This window comes from Rheinheimera sp. A13L, assembly GCF_000217935.1.
Classification (GTDB): Bacteria; Pseudomonadota; Gammaproteobacteria; order Enterobacterales; family Alteromonadaceae; genus Pararheinheimera.
Genome location: NZ_AFHI01000011.1, coordinates 57843 through 77072 on the forward strand (window position 1 = coordinate 57843; position 19230 = coordinate 77072).

Consider the following 19230-nt stretch of genomic DNA (forward strand, 5'->3'; position numbering starts at 1 on the left):
AGTTAAAAGCCAGCGCTGCCGATACACTGCACCTGCCATGGGCTTTGCTCGTTATAACGGCTGATGCGGCTGACACTGCCATAGGCAATCGACAAGTGCTGTAGCCACAGGCTTTGTTGTAAATCAATATTTAATAAGGAGGCGAGCAGTACGCGGATCACGCCGCCATGCAGCAGCCATAACGCCTGTTTGTTTTGCTCCTTGCTATGGTGCTCAAAAGCCTGCAGAACACGCCGCTGAAACTGAATTAGAGATTCGCCTTCAGGTGGCGTTATAGCAAAAGGCTGTAACCAGAATTGTTGTTGCTCTGGCCAGTCTGGGCTTTGCTCGTCAAAAGGCACGCCATCCCATAAGCCAAAATTCATCTCTTTTAAATCGGGTTCACTATGAAGTTCCAGCTGCAAACGTTTTGCCTGCTGTTCAGCACTTTTACGACAGCGCTCTAAAGGCGAAGTCAGTATATGTTGATAAGTCTGCGCAGAAAGCCACGACAGGCAAGCAGGGGATGATTCCTTTAGCTGGACATCAGTCCAACCGTATAATGCCGCTGGGCCGACGACAGGGCCATGGCGCACTAAATCAATCTGCTGCATCAGAGCCTCCTTTTAAATAAAGCGGTAAGCCGGCGGCAACAAAAATCACCTGATCACAGACTTTTGCCAGGTGCTGATTCAGCCAGCCTTGCTGATCAACAAAAACACGATTCAGCTCGCCGATGGGTACTAGCCCCATACCCACTTCATTGCTCACAAGAATGAGCTGGCCATTGAACTGACTTACAGCATCAGCTAACAGCTGGCGTACAAGAGTAAAATCCTGCTCTGGTTGATGATACAACTGATTATTCAACCAGAGTGTTAAACAATCGACCAGTACGGTCTGGCCGGAACCTGAGAGCTGCTGCAAAGCTTCAGTGAGTAATAAGGGGCATTCGAGCAACACCCAGTCTTTGGGTCTTTGCTGCTGGTGCAGTTTTATCCGAGCCGTCATTTCCGCATCAAAAGCTGTAGCTGTGGCCATATAAGTGACGCTCTCTGATGATTTCGCCAGAGTTTCTGCCAGACTGGATTTACCACTGCGGGCGCCGCCCAAAATCAGAGTTTTTTTCACTGAGCTTTTCACTGCATCCTCCACCAGATCAGCCATACCAGATATAAACTGAGTTCAGTCACTTGCTGAGCCGCCCCTAATAAATCGCCTGTGTACCCCTGTAGCTGACTACGGTAATAAAAAAACAGCAAGGCAAAACACAAGATCAAGGTAACAACCAAAGACAAAGTTAAAGATAAAGGGAAGAAATACAAAAGCGGTAATACAAAAAGCCAGATCCAAAGCAAAGCTCGTTTTTGCAGCGAAGTTGCTATAGGTTTGGTTTTACTAAGCGCATCCAGCTGCTGGTAAGGCAGGACAAAAGTCAGGCTGACTGCGGTCGCGCGCGATAATCCAGCCACCAGCACTAAAGCCCAGATGGCTTGTGTCTCCAAAGCCAGCAGGCTTTGCCATTTGACTAAAAACACAGACAACAGCGTTACTACCCCATAAGTGCCCACTCTGCTGTCTTTCATAATTTCAAGCTTACGCTCGAAAGTAAAACCACCGCCTAAGCCATCAGCTGTATCGGCCAGGCCATCTTCGTGGAAAGCGCCAGTCAGCACCAGTCCGGCCATTAAGGTCAACAACACGGCGATGGAAAAAGGCAGCAAATGGGTAGTAGCAGCCAGTACTAAAGCTTGCAGGGCGCCAAGTAATAATCCCACCAGACTTAAATAACGGCTGCTTTGATTCAACAGTTGTGGACTGTATGGCGTGGATTTGGGCACTGGAATGCGGCTGAAAAATGACAAAGCCAGACAAAATAACTGCCATTGTCTGAGCGGCCACTGCAGCATCTGCCTGATCACTGGCTTACTCCGGTTTCGACCACTTGAGTCACGCCTGCATCAGCAAAACTTGCCATATCGTTGTAAAAACTGATGGCAGCTTTTACTAGTGGTACAGCCAGAGCAGCACCAGTGCCTTCGCCTAAACGTAAACCTAAATCCAGCAATACAGTGGCGTCCAAAGCTTTGAGCACAGCTTCATGGCCAGCTTCTGCACCCTTGTGAGCAAAAATTAAATAATCACGGCAATCCGGAGCTATCTGACAAGCCAATAAAGCCGCCACCGAAACAATAAAGCCATCAATCAGCACAGGTTTTTTCAGCGCAGCAGCGCCTAAAATAGCGCCACACAGCTGGACTATTTCAAAGCCACCAAATTCAGCGAGTATCGACTGCGGATCTTTTGCATAAGGCCGCTGTAACGCCTGTTTTATCAAGGCCAGTTTTAATTCAAATTGCTCGTCGCTGATACCAGTGCCACGGCCGACACAAGTTTCAACCGGCAAATCAGTGGCAGCCGCCAGTAAAGCAGCAGCACTGCTGGTATTGGCGATACCCATTTCACCCAAGAGTAATAAGTCGCAGCCAGCCATAATGTGTTGGTTGGCGACATGACGGCCTAAAGCCAAACCTGCTTCCACCTGAGCCATAGTCATGGCCGGGCCCTGGCTGAAATCTGCAGTGCCGCAGCCTAAAGATTGTTGGATTACACCTGTTGCATCTGGCAATGGTTTTACTATTCCTGCATCCACCACAAAAAGCTCAATGCCATTAGTGCGGCAAAAACAGTTGGCGGCAGCGCCACCTGCCAAAAAATTCGACACCATCTGTTGGGTGACTTCGCTTGGCGCTATGCTAAGCCCATGGCTATTGATGCCATGATCGGCGGCAAAAATCAGCAGCACGGGTTTATTCAGTGATAAGCGGCTTTTGCTTTGAATCAGCGCAAGCTGCAACGCCAAGTTCTCCAGCAGACCCAAAGCACCTGCTGGTTTGGTTTTTAAATTGATACGCTGCCGTATAGCTGGCGTTGCCGTTTTATCTAAAGCAGGGATCACGAAACTCATCACTGGCTGTACTCCATTTCAATCGGCAATTAACCGCGACGGTATTTAAATAACATGGATAAAAAGAACAGGCTGCCGATGGCTGAAGTAAGGACGCCAATAGGTAACTCCTGATCGGGCAGAAGGATTCTGGATAAGGTATCCACTCCTGTTAAAAACACTGCTCCCAACCAGACTGAACCCAATAACAAAGCCACGCTGGATAAACCAAATAAAGAGCGCACCAGATGAGGGATCATCAAACCAACAAAAGCTATACCGCCACAAAAAGCCACAATAGCAGCGCTGACGGCGGCACAAAGCAGCAAGATCACTAAACGCAAAGGCCGTACATTCACGCCCAAGCTGCGGGCGCTTTCGTCGCTTAATACCAAAGCATCCAGTTGACGGCGATACAATAAACCCAGCAACAAAGTGATAAACACCAGAGGGCTGATCAAAGCCACATGAGTCAGACTGGCCTGACTTAAGCTGCCCATCAGCCAGAACATCACTCGGTTGGCAGCAAAAGGTTCAGATAAATACAACAAGGTCGTCGTTATGGCGCTCAGCATAAAACTGACAGCGACACCACAAAGCAACAAGCTTTCCAATCGTTGCCAGCGACTGCTGGCGCCAATAAACAACACCAGAAATACCGCCAGCAAAGCACCAAAAAAAGCGAAGAGTGGAGTGAGTAGTTGCCATTGTGGCAGCACTATAGTGGCTATTGTTGCGCCTAAGGCTGCCCCTGACACTATGCCAAATAAATAAGGATCAGCCAGCGGGTTCCGGCTGGCGTTTTGCAGTAAGGCGCCACAAAGGGCTAAACCTGCTCCAGCCAATAAAGACAGCAATAATCTGGGAAAACGCAGTTGCCACAGTACTGTCTCTTGCATTTCATTCAGTGGCGCAAGGCCCAATAATCCGCTGGTAGCAATAGGGACCGAGCCTGTGCTTAATGCACAGAAGCACACCAGCAATAACAGGACGAGCGCAAGCAAAAGACGCACAGGCAAAGGTAAAGTGGCTAATAAGGCTTTGCTCATACGTTGTCCTTATAGCCAAAACTGACGCGTGGGCAATCACCAAAAGGGTTTTGATCGATCAGACAAGGAATACGGAACACTTCTGTCAGCAGGTTTTGAGTCAGTACTTGTTCTGCCGTGCCGTCGGCCACCAGTTGGCCTTTGCTTAGCAGCAATAAACGGTCGCAGTAACGTGATGCCAGGTTTAAATCGTGAATGCTTGCGATGACGGTGACCTTCAGCGCCCTGGCAATACGCAGCACCTGATGCTGATAATACAAATCCAGATGGTTGGTCGGCTCATCCAGTAATAACAACAGGGGTTTTTGCATCACAGCGCGGGCCAGCAATACCCTTTGTTGTTCGCCTCCGGATAAATGGGCGAAGGAGTGACGTTCTTTATCAGCCAGCCCCACCAGTTCCAGGCTCTGTTTTAGTTGCTGTAGATCCTGTTCTGTGTTGGTTTGCCATAAAGCTTTATGGGGAATAAGCCCCATCAGCACCACATCAGCCACTGTTAAATCAAACAGAGGGCCAGAGAGCTGACTGACCAGCGCTACTTTGGCTGCAAGTTCAGATTGGCCAAAACGGTTAAGGGGCTGACCCTGAAATTTAATCTGGCCTGAAGAAGGTTGATATTCTTTTTGCAACAATCTGAGTAAGCTGGTTTTACCGGCGCCATTAGGGCCCAATAAACCAACAAATTGGCCTGCTTGAATAGCAAAAGTCAGCGCCATTAAAATCTGCTGCTGATCGATGTGCAACTGCACGTGCTGAAATTCGATGACCGGGGTTTGGTCCACTGAAAAGCTCCATTATAAAACGGGCAGGGACCAGGAAATAGCAGCTAAAAAACTGCAAAGTTCCGGCACAGTGTAAGCCCGCACTGTGTGTTGCAAAAAGTTGCAACGCCTGAGGTTTGTTAAGGCAGGACATCTGACTTACCGAACCCTGAACAGGTCAGAGTGGTTTACAGTTGCGGGTACAGTACAGGATTTACACCTGTTTCCCTCTTCGGTTCATTGCATTAGCCAATAGCTTTTGCAGAACACCTTAAACAAAACCAGCGCAGTGTAGCAGAGCAGGGGGCCAAACGTCAGCAGAAATGTCTGGCTGTCTGGAAGGCTTAACTGAAGTAAGCAGAGTCAAACAAGGCTACTCTGCAACCACAGTTTTTGCCAGTTCAGTACCATCGGCTTGTTTGATCAACAAAGTGACAGACTCACCCCGGCGCTTTTTCATCAGGGATTTGGCATCATCCGCAGGGCAACCTGGAATGCTGCAGTCGGCGATCTTCAGGATCTGATCACCAACCAGCACCCCGGCTTTTTCCGCAGCACCACCTGCAGCAACACCTTTCACTTTAGCACTGGCCAGGGTGGGATTAAAAAAGCCACCTTCGACAGCAATATCCAGCGCCAGGCCCATTTTCCCTTTTTCGGCAGCCAGAGCTGAACCACAAAAAACAGAGCAACAAAATCCAACAGATAACAGCAGTAATTTTTTATTCACGACTATGATTTCCTATCTTTAACTTAACGAATAAAACCAACTATTTACATCACTGACAATAAAACGAATACAAGACACAAACAAGCAGAGCCTGAACAAATTCATCAAAGCCAGAGCATCGATTCTGGTAAAGCTGTTTCGGCCGTGCAATAGTAGAGTTGTCTGATCTGAGCCATGGGATAGTCAATGCTGAAACACCTATTGTCCGCTGTTGTGCCTGTGCTGCTGTTGTACTGTGGCCTGAGCCATGCTTGTGTGTTGCGGATGGCGGCGGAAACTGACTTTCCCCCTCATTTGATTTTAAAAGATCAACACTGGCAAGGGCAGAGTATTGAACTGCTGCAATTGCTGGCAAAAGAAGTGGATTGTGAACTGCAGTTTATCAACAGCCCTTGGTTACGTTCTTTGGCACAAATTAAATCCGGCGAGCTGGATTTGGTCAGCCACCTGTCTTACAGCGAAGGCCGAAAAACCGACTTTGCGTTTATCGGCCCTCATCATATTGAATCTGTTTGGCTTATTGGTGATCCGGATAAACTACCTAAAGTCTCAAACTTAAAAGATTTAACTCAAGATGTGGATCTGGGGCGCATCGCTGAATTAAATGGCGCTTATTACGGTGAAGAATTTGCTCTGCTCAAACAAAATCCTTTGTTTGCCAGACAATTGGTCAGTATCAGCAGTATTCAGGACAAGCTGGCGTTACTTGAGGCGGGCAGGGTGAATGCGATATTGGAGGATCACTCGGTACTGCACTACTGGCAAAGCCATAAGTTTCACAATGCCGACAAATACCAGCCTTTAGTGCTGGTGTACCAAAGCCCGGTTTATTTTGGTTTCAGCAAAGCCAGCTTATCCAAAGCTATGTTAGTCAGGCTGGAGAAAGCCTGGCAGAAGTTATATGACAGAGGCGACATTACCAAAGTAGTGCAGCTGTATCAGGCAAAAAATGAAGAGCTGCTGACTCCTTCTGCTAAGTTGTAAAGGGCAACAGCATCACAGCTACTGCGCTTGCCAGCAGGCAATAGAGCGCCATAGGTATCAGAGTGAAACGCATAATTTGCCCTTCCTGACCTGTTAGTTTGACTACTGAAGCTGCAGCGACCACATTCACCACACACAACATATTACCGGCATTGGCCCCCAGCATTTGCAGTGCCAGTACCAGCTGCAGGGGCAGGTCTGAGTCTGTCGCCAGTTGTTGCTGCATACTGGCAAACATCAGATTGGAAAAGGTAGCAGAACCTGCGATAAAGGATCCCAAAGCGCCTACCCAGGGCGCACACCATAACCAGACTTGTGCCAGATGTTCACTGGCAATAGCGGCCAGATACATCGGCATAGCGGGCAATTCAGCACTGTTCAGATCTGAATGTAAAAACAACCGCACCATAGGCACAGCGCTTGCCAATGTAATAGCAGCGGGCCAGATCCTGCTTAAGCTTTCAGCTGTGGCTTTACGTAATAAGTCGCGGCGCTGGTGTTGCCATGGCAGCAGTACTAAGACTGTGACTACAAATAAAGTGCCTGGCAGATACAAAGGTTGTACGGTCGCGGATAAGGTAGAACCAAAAATAGCGGACCATTGTAATTCCACGGCCTGCAAAGCGGCTTTAAAAGGCAAAAACTCCAGTCGGCTGAGGATCAACAAAGTGGCCAACAACAGATAAGCGCCCCAGGCTTTTAGCAGATGAAGTGTGCTCAGCGCTGCGCCATCGTCTGCCACTCTTTCTTCCATCTGAGCCTGGCTGCGCCATACAGTAGCAGGCACAGCCACGCCAAAGCGCACCAATAAGGTCAGCAGTACTAAACCAGACAAAGCGCCTAACAAAGAGGGAAACTCAGGACCCAGATAACGAGCGACCAGAAAAGCAGGCAGGCTATAACAAAGCCCGGATAAAAAGGCCAGCGGTGCAATAGCTAAACCCGAACGCCAGCTTGGGGTATCACTAAAAAAACGGCATAACAACAGGCACATCAGTACGGGGATTAAACTGGCGCAAAGCAAATCAATGCTGGCCGCCATCACAGCGCTTTGTTGAATTAGCTCTGGCGACACACCGGGTAAACCATTGGTCAGTCCCACCAGGACCGGAGTGCCAATGGCACCAAAAGACACAGGCACTGAATCTGCAATTAAGGTCAACACCACTGCAGCCAGAGGTCTGAAACCTAAAGCAATCAGCAAAGGTGCGGCTATAGCGGCAGGTGTACCAAAACCTGCTGCTCCTTCTAAAAATGCTACCAGCAACCAGCCAACAAAAAGCAATTGAACACGCTGATCGCTGGATATGCTGGCAAAACCACGACGGATCATCAAAAAGCTGCCATTGTTTTCCAGCAGGTTCAGCAGCAATAAAGCACCAAACACCACCCACACTACAGTAGCTGCAATCACCAGTCCCTCTGCCATACTGGCGGCTATATCCAGGGTCGATACCGACCATACTGTGGCACTGAGTAAAGCTGTACCCAGTAAACACAGCGGCATAGCTTTACGGGCAGGCCAGCGTAAAACCACCAGAAAAAGAAACACACTCAGCACAGGAAAAAGTGCACATAACAGCAGCCAGTAATCCATTTGCCTTTGTCCCAGTCCTCACAATTTGTCTGTCGCTAAGGTAGCTGATTTTTACCTGAATAAACCAGATCTATAACAAAGTCGGATGAATTAGGCAGATAAAGGAAGTAAACAGAGGAATATCAAAGGGATAAATCACAGCCTCTGCAGCACTGTAAAGAGTGCAGAGGCTGTGATGAAAGGGATTAGTGCGGTTGTTCTGACTTAGCTGGCGCTTCCGAGTCCAGTTGCTCCAATTCCTTACTGATGGCTTGTGGCGAACCTGTATTGCGTGCCAACACCATATAAGCCACAGGCACCACATAAATCGTCAGCAAGGTGGCTACACCCACGCCTGCGAAAATCACCATTCCTATCACCATCCGGCTTTCCGAGCCCGGACCTGTAGTAACAATCAGCGGAATAGCACTGAATACAGTGGTAAAAGCTGTCATTACAATAGGGCGTAAACGTAAGGCGGAAGCGCGTTTAATCGCCTCTTCAAACTCCACTCCCGCATCACGCAGCTGGTTGGCAAATTCGACTATTAAAATACCATTTTTCGCCACCAGACCTATCAGCATCACTAAGCCTATCTGGCTGTAAATATTCAGCGTCATGCCTGCTAAATACAAACCGGATAAAGCACCCACTAAACCCAGAGGTACAGTCAGCATAATGACAAAAGGATGGATAAAACTTTCAAATTGAGCGGCCAGGACCAGATAGGTGATCAGCAGTGCCAGGGCAAAAACAAGTAGTGTCGACTGGCCACTTTCCTGAAATAGCAGGGATTCACCTTTGTAGTCTATGCCCACAGTGCCTTCGATATTGTCTTTGACTGTGGTTTCTAAAAACTCTAAAGCTTCACCTAAGCTGTAACCTGGTGCCAGGTTGGCCGTGATAGTGATACTACGCATTCTGTTGTAGCGGTTCAGACTGGACGTAGTTGCCGCTTCTTTTAAGGTGACTAAGTTATCCAAAGGAACCAGTTGACCCGACTGGGTAGAACGTACATAGACATTGCTGATGCTGCCTGGTTGCGCGAAGTCTTTGTCTTCGCCTTCCAGTATCACATCGTATTCTTTACCTCTGTCGAGGAAAGTAGTCACTCTGCGGCCGCCCAGCATAGCTTCCAGCGCCTGACCTACAGCGCCAACTGATATACCTAAATCCGCAGCCCGCTCGCTGTTAATTTCGACCAGAACCTGAGGTACTGTTTCTTTGTAGTCATGATCGAGCATTTGCAAATTGGGGTTTTGCGCCGCTTTAGCCAGCACTATATCGCGCCACTCTACAAGTTCCTGATAGGTATTGCCCTGAATGACAAACTGCACTGGACGACCACCACCACGGCCTCCACCTAAACCGCTACGCATAAAGGTGAAAGCTCTGACATCAGGCAACTCGTTGAGCTTACCGCTGACTTCCTGCATCAACTCTGAGGTCCGTCTTTTGCCGTTGGTCCAGTTTTCAGTGCCAACAATAGCTATACCACCTGAATTGCCCCAGCCTGGAACACGGATCAGTAAACGATTGAATTCACCTTCTTCATAGTAGGGCATCAGGATATCTTCAATCAGCCGCATATTGCGGCTGTTGTTGCCATAACTCGCGCCTTCAGCACCACTCATATTGACAAAAAAGGTCCCTCTGTCTTCTTGTGGTGCCAGTTCAGAAGGAATAAGTTTCAGCAGCATCAGAGTCGCAACAAAACTCAGTACTAACACGGCAAGCGTAGGCCAGCGATAATTCATCACACCATTGAGCTGATTACGATAACCCGTTTCCAGTCTGGCAAAGCCCTTGTGCATCGCAGCGCTGAATCGGGATTCACGTTTTTTGTGTGTCAGTAATTTACTGGCCAGCATAGGAGAAAGCGTCAGGGCAGTAATACCTGAGAAAACCACAGCAGCAGCTACTGCTAAGGCAAACTCAGTAAAAAGCTTGCCCAGCTCACCTTGCATAAACACCAGTGGCACAAAAACTGAAATTAGCACCAGCGTAGTGGCCACTACGGCAAAACCTACTTCACGGGCGCCACGGTAGGAGGCTAAAAGCGGATGCTCGCCTTCTTCAATACGGCGGTAGATGTTTTCCAGAACCACTATGGAGTCATCCACCACTAAACCTATGGCCAGCACCATAGCCAGCAAGGTTAATAAGTTGATAGAAAAATCGAGCGCGTAAAGCACAGTAACAGCCGCAACTAAGGCCACAGGCACAGTCACAGCCGGAATAAAGGTGGCTCGTAAATTCCCCAGAAACAGGAAGATCACCAGAACCACCATCCCCATCGCAATACCTAAGGTGTTGTAAACCTCTTTGATAGATTCAGCGATAAATAAGGACGAATCGTAGCCGGGTTCGATCGTAGTGCCTGCAGGTAAAATGGCTTTTACTTTTTCCATTTCAGCCCTGGCATTTTTCACTACATCCAGCGTATTGGCTTTGGACTGCTTGATAATGCCGATACCCAACAGGTTTTTACCGTCACCACGGAATTCGTTTTCTTCATCTTCCGAACTTAAAATCACCTGAGCTACTTCGCCCAAACGCACCAGATAATTGTCTTCACCACGTTTAATTGCTAAACGGTTAAAGTCCTGCTGGGTTTTGTAAGTTCGTACGACCCGAACTGTAAAGTTACGGTCTTCAGATTTAATATTACCTGCGGGCAGTTCGACGTTTTCCGCACGCAGCACAGTTTCAATATCCTGCACTGTGACACCACGGGCGGCCATGGCATCTTTATCCAGCCACAAACGCATGGCGTAGCGGCGTTCGCCACCAATTTGAATACGGGCCACACCATCGACTACAGAAAAACGCTCCACAATATAGCGGTCGGCGTAGTCCGATAATTCAAGGTTGGTCATGGTTTCGCTGTTCAGCACAAACCAGGCAATAGTGTCGTCATCGCCGTCAGCTTTAAATACTTCGGGCGGGAAAGCCTGATCCGGCAGATTGTCCAGAATACGGGATACCCGTTCACGCACATCGTTGGCTGCTGCGTCTATGTCACGATCCACATTAAACTCAATGGTGACATTAGAGCGGCCATCACGGCTGTTAGAGTTAATGTTTTTGATACCCTCAATACCCGAGATCCTGTCTTCAATAGGTTGAGTGATTTTGGTCTCAACAATCTCTGCGGAAGCTCCAGGGTAGTCGGTACTGACTGTGACTATAGGTGCATCAATATCCGGGAATTCACGCAGTGGCAGCATAGTGAAACAAACAATACCGAAGATCAGTAAAATCAGGTTCACTACAGTGGCAAAAACCGGTCTTTTGACCGAAACATCTGAAAGCCACATGCTTATTGCCCCGCTTTAGTGATCAGTGAGCCAGAGCGGATTTTGGTGGTGCCTTCAATCACCACTTCATCGCCAGCATTCAGACCAGAGACTATCTCCACCAGACCCGGCATCCGCTGGCCCAACTGAACTTCGGTTTGTGTCACGCTGTTGTCTTTATTCACTACAAAGACATAATGTTTGTTTTGTAACGGCACTATGGCCTTTTCAGAGATTTGCAGCGCCTGCAGTTCATCCAGGGTTACACTGACATTCAGCAACATACCTGGGCGTAATTCCAGTTGCTCGTTAGGCACTAAAGCATGAACTTTCACAGATCGGGTAACAGGGTCTAAACGGGTATCAATGGCCTTGATCTGACCGGTAAATACTTTACCCGGATAAGCCACACTACTGGAGTTGACCTTCATACCTGGTTTTAACTGAGCCAGGTAATATTCGGCAATACTGAATTCCAGACGGATCAGATTTAAATCGTCCAGCGTCGTCAGGACAGTACCAGAGGTTAAGTAGGCCCCTTCACTGACCTGGCGTAAACCCAGCACACCACTAAAAGGGGCACGGATCGTCATTTCATTTAAACGGGCTTTTACCGCATCTAACTGAGCTTGAGTGGTGTTCACTCTGGTTTGTTGCTCATCCAATAAAGATTGAGCTGTGGCCTGAGTTTTAGCCAGGTTTTTCACCCTGTTTAACTGGCGTTTTTGATCAAGAAGCGATGCCGACAATTCGGCAACACGGGCACGTTCTTCCACATCGTTTAACTGTGCAATCAGCTGACCCTTTTCAACCCGCTGACCTTCATTAATATGCAATGCTGTCAGGTAATCACTGTTATTTGTCACAATTTGTACTGACTCATTCGCAAGAGCTGTACCAAGGCTGGTCACCTGACGCACTAAAGAAGAAGGACTGACAATTTGGGTATTGACTAAGGTGGCTGAACTTCTCGCCTTTTGTTCTTCTTCAGGTGCTTGATTTTGAAGAAAAAGGTAGACAACAAATGCCGACATTCCTATCAATAAAACCCATATCAGGCGCGAATTTTTTTGCGTCACGGTAACTCCAGTCTGGTACTCTTTGAATAATGGGCTTTATTGTAGGGAATATTAGCCAATACAGTGTACTGGTTATCGCAATGACTCAGGTGTTGGTCGTATCGGAGGAGTGAATGTCGGAACATAAGTGTGAGTTTTGCCACAATATGCGTTTTTACATGGTCTGGGTGGTACTGATGATTGCTTTTTACTTCTGGTATATGGACTAATGGATAAATTGCAGTACAGAGCAGCTACAGCCCGGGGTGGTGTCAAAACCCTGTTGCTCAGCAGTACAGCGCTGCTGTTGTGGCTGCTGTTATTGCTGTTGATCCCCGGAGTGTTGCACAGCACAGCCTGGGTGTTATTGCTGATATGTTGTTTACTGGGGCTGTTTACCGGTTATGCCAAACTCACGGAACCTTTGTATGTCATAGAACTTGATCAGCAAGGTTTTGCTTACGTGCACCATAAAGGCCGCTGGTTTATTCCCTGGCAAGGCTTCTCTTTTATCTCAATTCCTGAAGTCGCGGGTGAAGAATTAGCTTACATAGGCGTTAAACTGCGGGACTACGATGAGTTCTTGTTACAACTTCAGCCCCGTTTAGCTGTTAATCTGATGGTGGAGCAGCGTCACCTGCTTGTCGCTGCCTTAGGACGCAATTGTCCGACAGGGACTTGCCCTTCTGATCTGCTGATTGAAGTGGGAGAATTCAGGACTGCAACTCGCAGCTACAAAGGCGCTATTGCAATGTTTGCCCGACGCATGCAATTATTGCGGCAATTAACTGGTTTTGATCTCTTTATTCCAATAAGTTCTATAGGCACAGAACCTGCTGATTTTTGCCGCAAAGTGAATCAAATCCGGTTACAATGTTTAAACAATACAGTCACCTAGACACTTGATGTGCGTCTGTATCATAATGACGCTATAAAATAAAATTAAAAACGGTATTACAGTTATGAATAATTACGAAAAAGCATTTTTAGTCAGTGGACGTAACACTTTGATCCACAAGCAGAAAAAAGTGGATTTAGTTATTGTTAATGATACTGGTGATCCGGTTATCGTGGCAACGCGCCATGGTGTCAAAATATTTACCGAAGAAGTTCCTTCCAGTAAAGTCGATGCTAAGGCCCGTTATCTGGAGTTGGTGGATATCGCCAGTTCAGACGTCTTCAGCGAAAACAAGACCTTGTTATTTGTGCAGGCACTCAATAATAAAGAGTACAAAGTAGATTACAGCAAAGTGGGAACAGATTTATTTATCCGTATCCACCAAGAGAACTATATTTAATTAGTTGTTGGGTACAAATCCTGCTCCCGGGCAAATACAGTCCTTTTGCCTGATGAATTTGTTTTAGTGGCGGCTTGCTTTAAAAGTGGTAATTGCTTGTGACAGTAAATGTGTTAGCGTGTCAGTTCAGCCTCAAAGACGACTTAGTCTTTATTCACATGCCCGTTACTCAGACGAATCTGACTGCTGACCTGTTAAAAGAGCAATTGCAACAGGCAGGCTACGGCCGTTGTTTGTTGTTGCCGGACCAGGTCAAAAATCTGTTGCTGGAATACCAGCAAATTCAGCAAAAAATCAAACAAAAGCTACAGGCTGAAGGTCATGTATTAAAATACAAAGTCGCTGAACGTATTCACGCTCAATTAAAAGTTGAAATCAGCAGTGACGCCATGCTGGCGGTCGCCGAAATCACGGCTGCTTATGGTGGCAACCCTATCTCAGCCAATGAGGCGGTGAAAGCCGGACAAGAAGCTGGGATAGTCTTTGGTTTTAAGAAAGAACAAATTCTGCAATTGGTAGCGCAGGCCAGCAGGGCCGAACCAGGCAGCAAGATCAGTGCAGAGATAGCCGCAGGCAAGCTGCCGACTCCGGGTCGTGATTCTGTATTTGAGCTGTTGATCCGCGATATGTCCAATCGTAATAAACAGCCTGTTGCCCGTTCTGAAGGCAAAGTTGATTTGCGTGACTTTGGTGCTATTGCCTCGGTAAAAGCCGGCGAAGCTCTGATGCGTCGCTTGCCGCCAACCAAAGGCAAAGAAGGCATGACAGTGACAGGAACCCGTTTGTCCGCACTGGACGGCCAGCAATTACCTTGGGGTACAGCTGAAGGTTCTGCTGTGTCCGCTGATAATCCGGATCTGTTAGTTGCCAGTCGCGATGGTATGCCACGTTTATTAGAAGCTGCTGTTGCAGTGGACGAAGTATTTGTTATTAATAAAGTGGATGCTGGCTCTGGCCATATTATTTTTAAAGGCGCCGTGGTTATTAACGGCGATGTGGCTGAGGCCATGAAAGTCATAGCTGGTGGCAATGTGTTTGTCAAAGGTATCTTTGAAGGGGAGCTGATCGAATCCGGTGGTGATATCACCATAGGCGGTGCCATTATTGGTCATCAGGTCAGTGAAGTCGGTGAAGATACAGTGCTGAGTACTGTGGTTCGCGCTAAAGGCAACGTACAGTGCACTTTGGCGCAATACGCCAGCATCAAATGCGAAAACCGTCTTACTGTGGCAAAACAATTGCTGCATTGTCAGGTTGAAGCCGATTCGGTATTAGCAGGCACTGAAGAAAAAGCCAATGGCAAAATTGTAGGTGGCCGTTATTACCTCGGCAATGGTTTACGTTGTGGCAATCTTGGTGCTCCCTCTGGCAGCTTGTTGCAAATTACGCTGAACAAGCAGATGGACCCCTTGATTGAAAAACAGAATGTGTTACGCGCCAGTTTAGTTGGCTTAAAAGCTGAAATGGAATTGGTGAAACAACATGTAGATCAGCTCAAGCAAATGGAAAAATCCCCGGCAGTGCAGGAACAAATGGCTGCTATGGTGGAGGAGTTTGAAGAGCACCGCAGTATAGCTTCGGCTTTTATTGCCGACATTAAACAGCTGGAAGAACAAAGACGGCAGTTATTGTTGTCGGTGTGCATTGAAGTGACTCAGCAACTTTTTGCCGGAGTGGAAAGCAGTTTTGGCAATGAAGTGTTAAAAACTAAAAAAGAGTACGGTGCTTCCCGTATTCGTTTATCTGAACAAGGTGTGGTCGTCGAACCTCTGTAACAGCTCATGCTTATACCTGGCCAGTTGCTTTATCCTGCAAAACTGGCCTGTCTTTTGCTTTGTTTTCTCTGAATTACTTCTGACGTCAATTTTTTGTTGCGACGGGCGCTGACTGGCAGTGTCATCGCTGCATCTGGTGGAATAAAGGCAATGACCCAAACACAACGATGGTTTATTTTAATTTTGCTCAGCACTGCTTTGCTCGGATGTGGCGGCGGAGGTGGCGGCGATTCTGATACAGGTGGTTCTGCCGCCAGTGTGAATGCCGGGCTTGATCAAAGTGTTGATGAGACAAACAGTTTTACGCTGAATGCTTTGGGAGATCCAACTGGTGGTACTTTCGCCTGGCGTCAGTTGTCAGGTACCAGCATCACAGGTATGCCCGCCAGCACGGCCTCTGTCACTTTGACCGCGCCTGCAGTCAAAGCCGACAGCGTTTTGGTGTTTCAGGTGACTTATACGACGCCTGCCGGGCAAAACTTGACAGATGAAACTCAGGTGCGGGTGCTGGCTAAAAATCAACCTCCAGTTGCTGTGCTGCAAATTACCCAACCCTCCATACTGCCTGTCGCTCAGGGCTTAACTGCGACAGTGAGTGCAGCATCCTCTTATGATTTAGATGCCGATGGCCGCATTGTCAGTTACGCCTGGACTCAAACTTCTGGTCCGCAAGTGGCGTTAACAGGGATCAATACCGTGAATGTCAGTTTTATTGCCCCACTGGTTGCCACTCAACAAGACATAGAGTTGGCGCTGACTATTACCGATGATGAAGGTGCTACAGGGCAGGGCAGCATCAAAGTGCCTGTTCGTGCCAGCACACAGCAAATTATTGCCGATGCAGGCCCGGATCAGCAGGTTCGTGAGTTTGCTGAAGTGTTTTTAGATGGCAGTGGTTCTCGTACTGTCGGCGGAGAATTCAGCTGTCGCTGGAGCCAGTTAAAAGGCCAGACTTTGGTGCTGAAAAATCCAGGTTCTTGCCAGGCCTCTTTTATTGCGCCGGATATTTCCGGAACCAGCCAACTCGAACTGCAACTGACAGTCACAGACAGCAACAATCAAAATGCCACAGACACTGTACTGGTAACCGTCAGTAATGCGGTGTTGGGTGATTTACCTGATACGGGAGTGACTGACTGTTACGACAACTCCGGCAAGATCCCTTGTGGCAGTGATGCATTTCCGCGTCAGGATGCTGATGGCGGCAGAGACAGTGTAGTGCAGTACCTGCGCAAAATTGGCAAAGGTGAAAAGGCCTTTGACTTCACCAAACTGGATCAATTTGGTGACGAAGTCGCAGACTCCTCAAATGAGTTCTCCTGCATCAGAGACAATGTGACAGGCCTTATCTGGGAGCTGAAAGAGCCGGTGATATCAGCTCCGCCTGCAAGTACGCTGCGAGCGGCCAATAACAGATATAGTTTTGTTAACGCAGACACGGGCAATGGTGGTGAAAGCGGTGAAGCTGCACCTGCCTTAAGTAGCTGTCCCAGTGAAGCAGATTGTGGTTTAGGTGCCTATATTGAAGAGGTAAACGCAACAGTGTATTGCGGCGGTGCCAACTGGCGTTTGCCAACCACAGAAGAGTTGATGTCTATTGCTGATTTTGGCCGTCTTGGCGAGGCGCATTTGCTGGACCCTGCGTTTTTCCGTTTTGAGCCCGACTTAGCTATCCAGAATAATTTGTTCTACTGGACCAGACAAACCAGCGCTGAAGGCGGTGGTGGTATCAGTGCATGGGTGTTTGATATCAGCAATGGCAATGACAATACCTTGCCAAAGCAGCAAACTCAGTTAGGTTTTGTGCGTTTGGTTCGTTCGCCATAAGGGATCTTTATGTCTAAATATCTAATGTTAGTACTGATAATGGCTTTGCCTGCTCAGGCAGCGCAGGTTTGTTTTGGCAATATCGAAACCACCAAAGCTTTGAGTAGTTTTCAACTGAACACAGATGGTACTGTGCTGGATACCACCACTAAGCTGATGTGGTCACGTTGCCTTGTTGGTCAAAGCTGGGACAGTTCCAGCAGCAGCTGCACTGGCACAGCACAGCAGCTGGATTGGTCTGAAGCCTTGCTGGATGCCCAGCGCAGTACTTTGGCAGGTTACGGCACCTGGCGTTTACCTAATGCCAAAGAAGTGCTGACCCTGATTGAACGCAGCTGTGTCGACCCGGCTATTAATCTGACCGCATTTCCTGCCAGCAACAGTGAAAACATCTGGACCAGTACCACCATGATCACTCAGCCAGAGCGGGCATGGGCCATTGCCATGTACAGTGGAAAAAATAACACCAAAGAAAAAATAACCCGTTTGTACGTACGTTTAGTGCGTTTCAGCGACGAATAGATGGTTTTGTCGGGTGGTCTTTTCGATGAAAGACCACCCTAATGCGTTACTTCCTGATGATCTGCCGATACTTTTCACCTAAGCTAGCCTCACTTGCCTTGAGCATTGTCCCGAATGAGAGTTGATACCTTGCGTTTTATTCTGATCCTGTTACTTATGTTCTGCAGTTGGCCGGGCTTTTCCAACGAGTGCAATATGGCATTCCGTCACGGTATTCTGATATCCCCAGAGCAAATTCGTATTCAGACCAGCAACCGCACTGTGTTTCAGATTAATCATGATCAGGACTTATTTATCCGGGGGGAGTGGATCACCTTAAACCCTGCAGAGCAAGAACTGGTGCGCCAGTATGCTCAGGGCCTGCGTAAATTTGTGCCAGAGCTGGTCAGCATAGCTGTAGATAGCGTGGAACTGGGTTTAACTGCTATTGAGAATATGCTGGCAGGTATTGGCAACAGCTCGCAGCAGCAGGAATGGCAGGCTTTAATCCGCGAAACAACCTATCAGTTGACCTCACGTTTTGTCCGAAGTGGCGATCATTTTTACCTTGCTCCCCAAAGCCTGAATGAACTGGATGCCTTTTTACATGGCGAATTAAAGACTCAGCTCAAAGATCTCGCTAAATACACTGTAGGCGCAGTATGGGATGCGCTGCGTGATGCACTGCGCCAGAGTGAAGACAACTTTGAACGCACTGAAAGCCAAAACTGGCAACCCGCCGATGAACTGCTGGCAAAAATTAACTCAGGGCTGGATTTAAAAGCCGATGAGCTGGAGCAGAAATCTGTATTGTTTTGTCAGCGCCTGACTGAGCTTGACCAGATTGAAACCCAGTTACAACAGCGTGTGCCGCAATTGCTGGCCTATGATGTTGTCACAATGAAGTAAACTGTTTTAACCCCCATCTGGTCTAAAAGTATCTCAAACAAAAGCTGCTCTATGAAACACTGGTTATTTTTGGCAACAGCCATAGTGGCTGAAACCATTGCGACTTCGTCTCTTAAAGCCAGTGAAGGTTTTACCAAATTCTGGCCTTCAGTACTGGTGATAGTAGGTTTCGCTGTGGCCTTTTATTTCCTGTCACTCACCTTAAAAGTTATTCCTATAGGCATAGCCTATGCGGTCTGGTCTGGTGTTGGCATAGTGCTGATCACCACCATAGCCTGGTTTTTATTCGGCCAGAAACTCGACCTTCCCGCCTTAATTGGCATAGCTCTGATTATCGCCGGTGTGGTGATTATGCAGGTGTTTTCTAAAGCTGTGAGTCACTAATAGCTCATGGTTGTTGGCCTTTATTTGAGCGATTTCAGCATAACCTGTTGAAATAGTGTTCTATCGACGCTAGTTTGGGCTCAGTAAACTTTATCAAAGAAAACAAGCGGTTTAACTTATCTGCCAGCAAACAGCGCTGTTGAGGACACCAAA

General features: G+C 47.8%; 18 protein-coding genes and 1 riboswitch. Of the genes, 8 read left to right on the forward strand and 10 right to left on the reverse strand.

Translation table 11 applies throughout. The features are described 5' to 3' along the window. Positions 1 to 2 precede the first annotated feature (2 nt). The 7 genes from RHEIN_RS07200 to RHEIN_RS07230 form a co-directional block, all read right to left on the reverse strand. Positions 3 to 593, reverse strand: coding sequence for a histidine phosphatase family protein (locus RHEIN_RS07200; protein WP_008898317.1), 591 nt, complete (start codon positions 591 to 593; stop codon positions 3 to 5). Further along, positions 580 to 1146: a bifunctional adenosylcobinamide kinase/adenosylcobinamide-phosphate guanylyltransferase gene (cobU, locus tag RHEIN_RS07205; RefSeq protein ID WP_008898318.1), complete on the reverse strand. Its 567-nt coding sequence runs from the start codon at positions 1144 to 1146 to the stop codon at positions 580 to 582. The genes RHEIN_RS07200 and cobU overlap by 14 nt, the downstream gene beginning before the upstream one ends. Then, complete coding sequence (locus tag RHEIN_RS07210; RefSeq protein WP_202797787.1) at positions 1119 to 1889, reverse strand: adenosylcobinamide-GDP ribazoletransferase; 771 nt, start codon at positions 1887 to 1889, stop codon at positions 1119 to 1121. The genes cobU and RHEIN_RS07210 overlap by 28 nt, the downstream gene beginning before the upstream one ends. Before the next feature lie 8 nt (positions 1890 to 1897). Further along, the gene (gene cobT, locus RHEIN_RS07215; RefSeq protein WP_008898320.1) at positions 1898 to 2947 is read right to left on the reverse strand and encodes a nicotinate-nucleotide--dimethylbenzimidazole phosphoribosyltransferase; all 1050 of its coding nucleotides are present in this window, start codon (positions 2945 to 2947) and stop codon (positions 1898 to 1900) included. Positions 2948 to 2976: 29 nt separating this feature from the next. Further along, on the reverse strand, positions 2977 to 3975 hold the full coding sequence (locus RHEIN_RS07220; RefSeq protein WP_008898321.1) for a FecCD family ABC transporter permease: 999 nt from the start codon (positions 3973 to 3975) through the stop codon (positions 2977 to 2979). Further along, on the reverse strand, positions 3972 to 4757 hold the full coding sequence (locus RHEIN_RS07225; RefSeq protein WP_008898322.1) for an ABC transporter ATP-binding protein: 786 nt from the start codon (positions 4755 to 4757) through the stop codon (positions 3972 to 3974). The genes RHEIN_RS07220 and RHEIN_RS07225 overlap by 4 nt, the downstream gene beginning before the upstream one ends. Positions 4758 to 4863: 106 nt before the next feature. Further along, positions 4864 to 5025: riboswitch (cobalamin riboswitch) on the reverse strand. Between the two features lie 84 nt (positions 5026 to 5109). Then, positions 5110 to 5466, reverse strand: coding sequence for a PDZ domain-containing protein (locus RHEIN_RS07230; RefSeq protein WP_008898323.1), 357 nt, complete (start codon positions 5464 to 5466; stop codon positions 5110 to 5112). Positions 5467 to 5652: 186 nt separating this feature from the next. On the opposite strand from RHEIN_RS07230, the gene RHEIN_RS07235 reads away from it, so the two are divergent. After that, entirely contained in the window at positions 5653 to 6450 is a 798-nt protein-coding gene (locus RHEIN_RS07235; protein ID WP_008898324.1) for a substrate-binding periplasmic protein, read from the forward strand. Here RHEIN_RS07235 and RHEIN_RS07240 read toward each other — a convergent pair. From RHEIN_RS07240 to RHEIN_RS07250, 3 genes are all read right to left on the reverse strand, one after another. After that, positions 6440 to 8047 carry an L-lactate permease gene (locus tag RHEIN_RS07240; RefSeq protein ID WP_008898325.1) on the reverse strand — a complete coding sequence of 536 codons (1608 nt, stop codon included), beginning with the start codon at positions 8045 to 8047 and terminating at the stop codon, positions 6440 to 6442. The two genes, RHEIN_RS07235 and RHEIN_RS07240, sit on opposite strands and share 11 nt — an antisense overlap. A 185-nt stretch (positions 8048 to 8232) precedes the next feature. Continuing rightward, positions 8233 to 11346 carry an efflux RND transporter permease subunit gene (locus tag RHEIN_RS07245; protein ID WP_008898326.1) on the reverse strand — a complete coding sequence of 1038 codons (3114 nt, stop codon included), beginning with the start codon at positions 11344 to 11346 and terminating at the stop codon, positions 8233 to 8235. A gap of 2 nt (positions 11347 to 11348) precedes the next feature. Next, entirely contained in the window at positions 11349 to 12404 is a 1056-nt protein-coding gene (locus RHEIN_RS07250; RefSeq protein WP_008898327.1) for an efflux RND transporter periplasmic adaptor subunit, read from the reverse strand. Between the two features lie 208 nt (positions 12405 to 12612). Between RHEIN_RS07250 and RHEIN_RS07255 the strand changes: the two genes are divergently transcribed. The 7 genes from RHEIN_RS07255 (at position 12613) to RHEIN_RS07285 (ending at position 19077) form a co-directional block, all read left to right on the forward strand. Beyond that, a complete protein-coding gene (locus tag RHEIN_RS07255; protein WP_008898328.1) occupies positions 12613 to 13281 on the forward strand; it encodes a DUF2982 domain-containing protein in 669 nt (222 codons plus the stop codon). 64 nt (positions 13282 to 13345) lie between these two features. After that, on the forward strand, positions 13346 to 13681 hold the full coding sequence (locus RHEIN_RS07260; protein ID WP_008898329.1) for a hypothetical protein: 336 nt from the start codon (positions 13346 to 13348) through the stop codon (positions 13679 to 13681). A gap of 98 nt (positions 13682 to 13779) precedes the next feature. Beyond that, positions 13780 to 15456, forward strand: a complete 1677-nt coding sequence (locus tag RHEIN_RS07265) for a DUF342 domain-containing protein (RefSeq protein WP_008898330.1) — start codon at positions 13780 to 13782, stop codon at positions 15454 to 15456. Between the two features lie 150 nt (positions 15457 to 15606). Beyond that, complete coding sequence (locus RHEIN_RS07270) at positions 15607 to 17283, forward strand: Lcl C-terminal domain-containing protein (protein WP_008898331.1); 1677 nt, start codon at positions 15607 to 15609, stop codon at positions 17281 to 17283. A gap of 9 nt (positions 17284 to 17292) precedes the next feature. Beyond that, complete coding sequence (locus RHEIN_RS07275) at positions 17293 to 17805, forward strand: Lcl C-terminal domain-containing protein (protein WP_008898332.1); 513 nt, start codon at positions 17293 to 17295, stop codon at positions 17803 to 17805. 114 nt (positions 17806 to 17919) lie between these two features. Further along, complete coding sequence (locus RHEIN_RS07280) at positions 17920 to 18693, forward strand: DUF2884 family protein (RefSeq protein WP_237704348.1); 774 nt, start codon at positions 17920 to 17922, stop codon at positions 18691 to 18693. 51 nt (positions 18694 to 18744) lie between these two features. Further along, positions 18745 to 19077 (forward strand): DMT family transporter, encoded by a 333-nt coding sequence (locus tag RHEIN_RS07285; protein ID WP_008898334.1) that lies wholly within the window; start codon positions 18745 to 18747, stop codon positions 19075 to 19077. Positions 19078 to 19230: the final 153 nt, after the last annotated feature.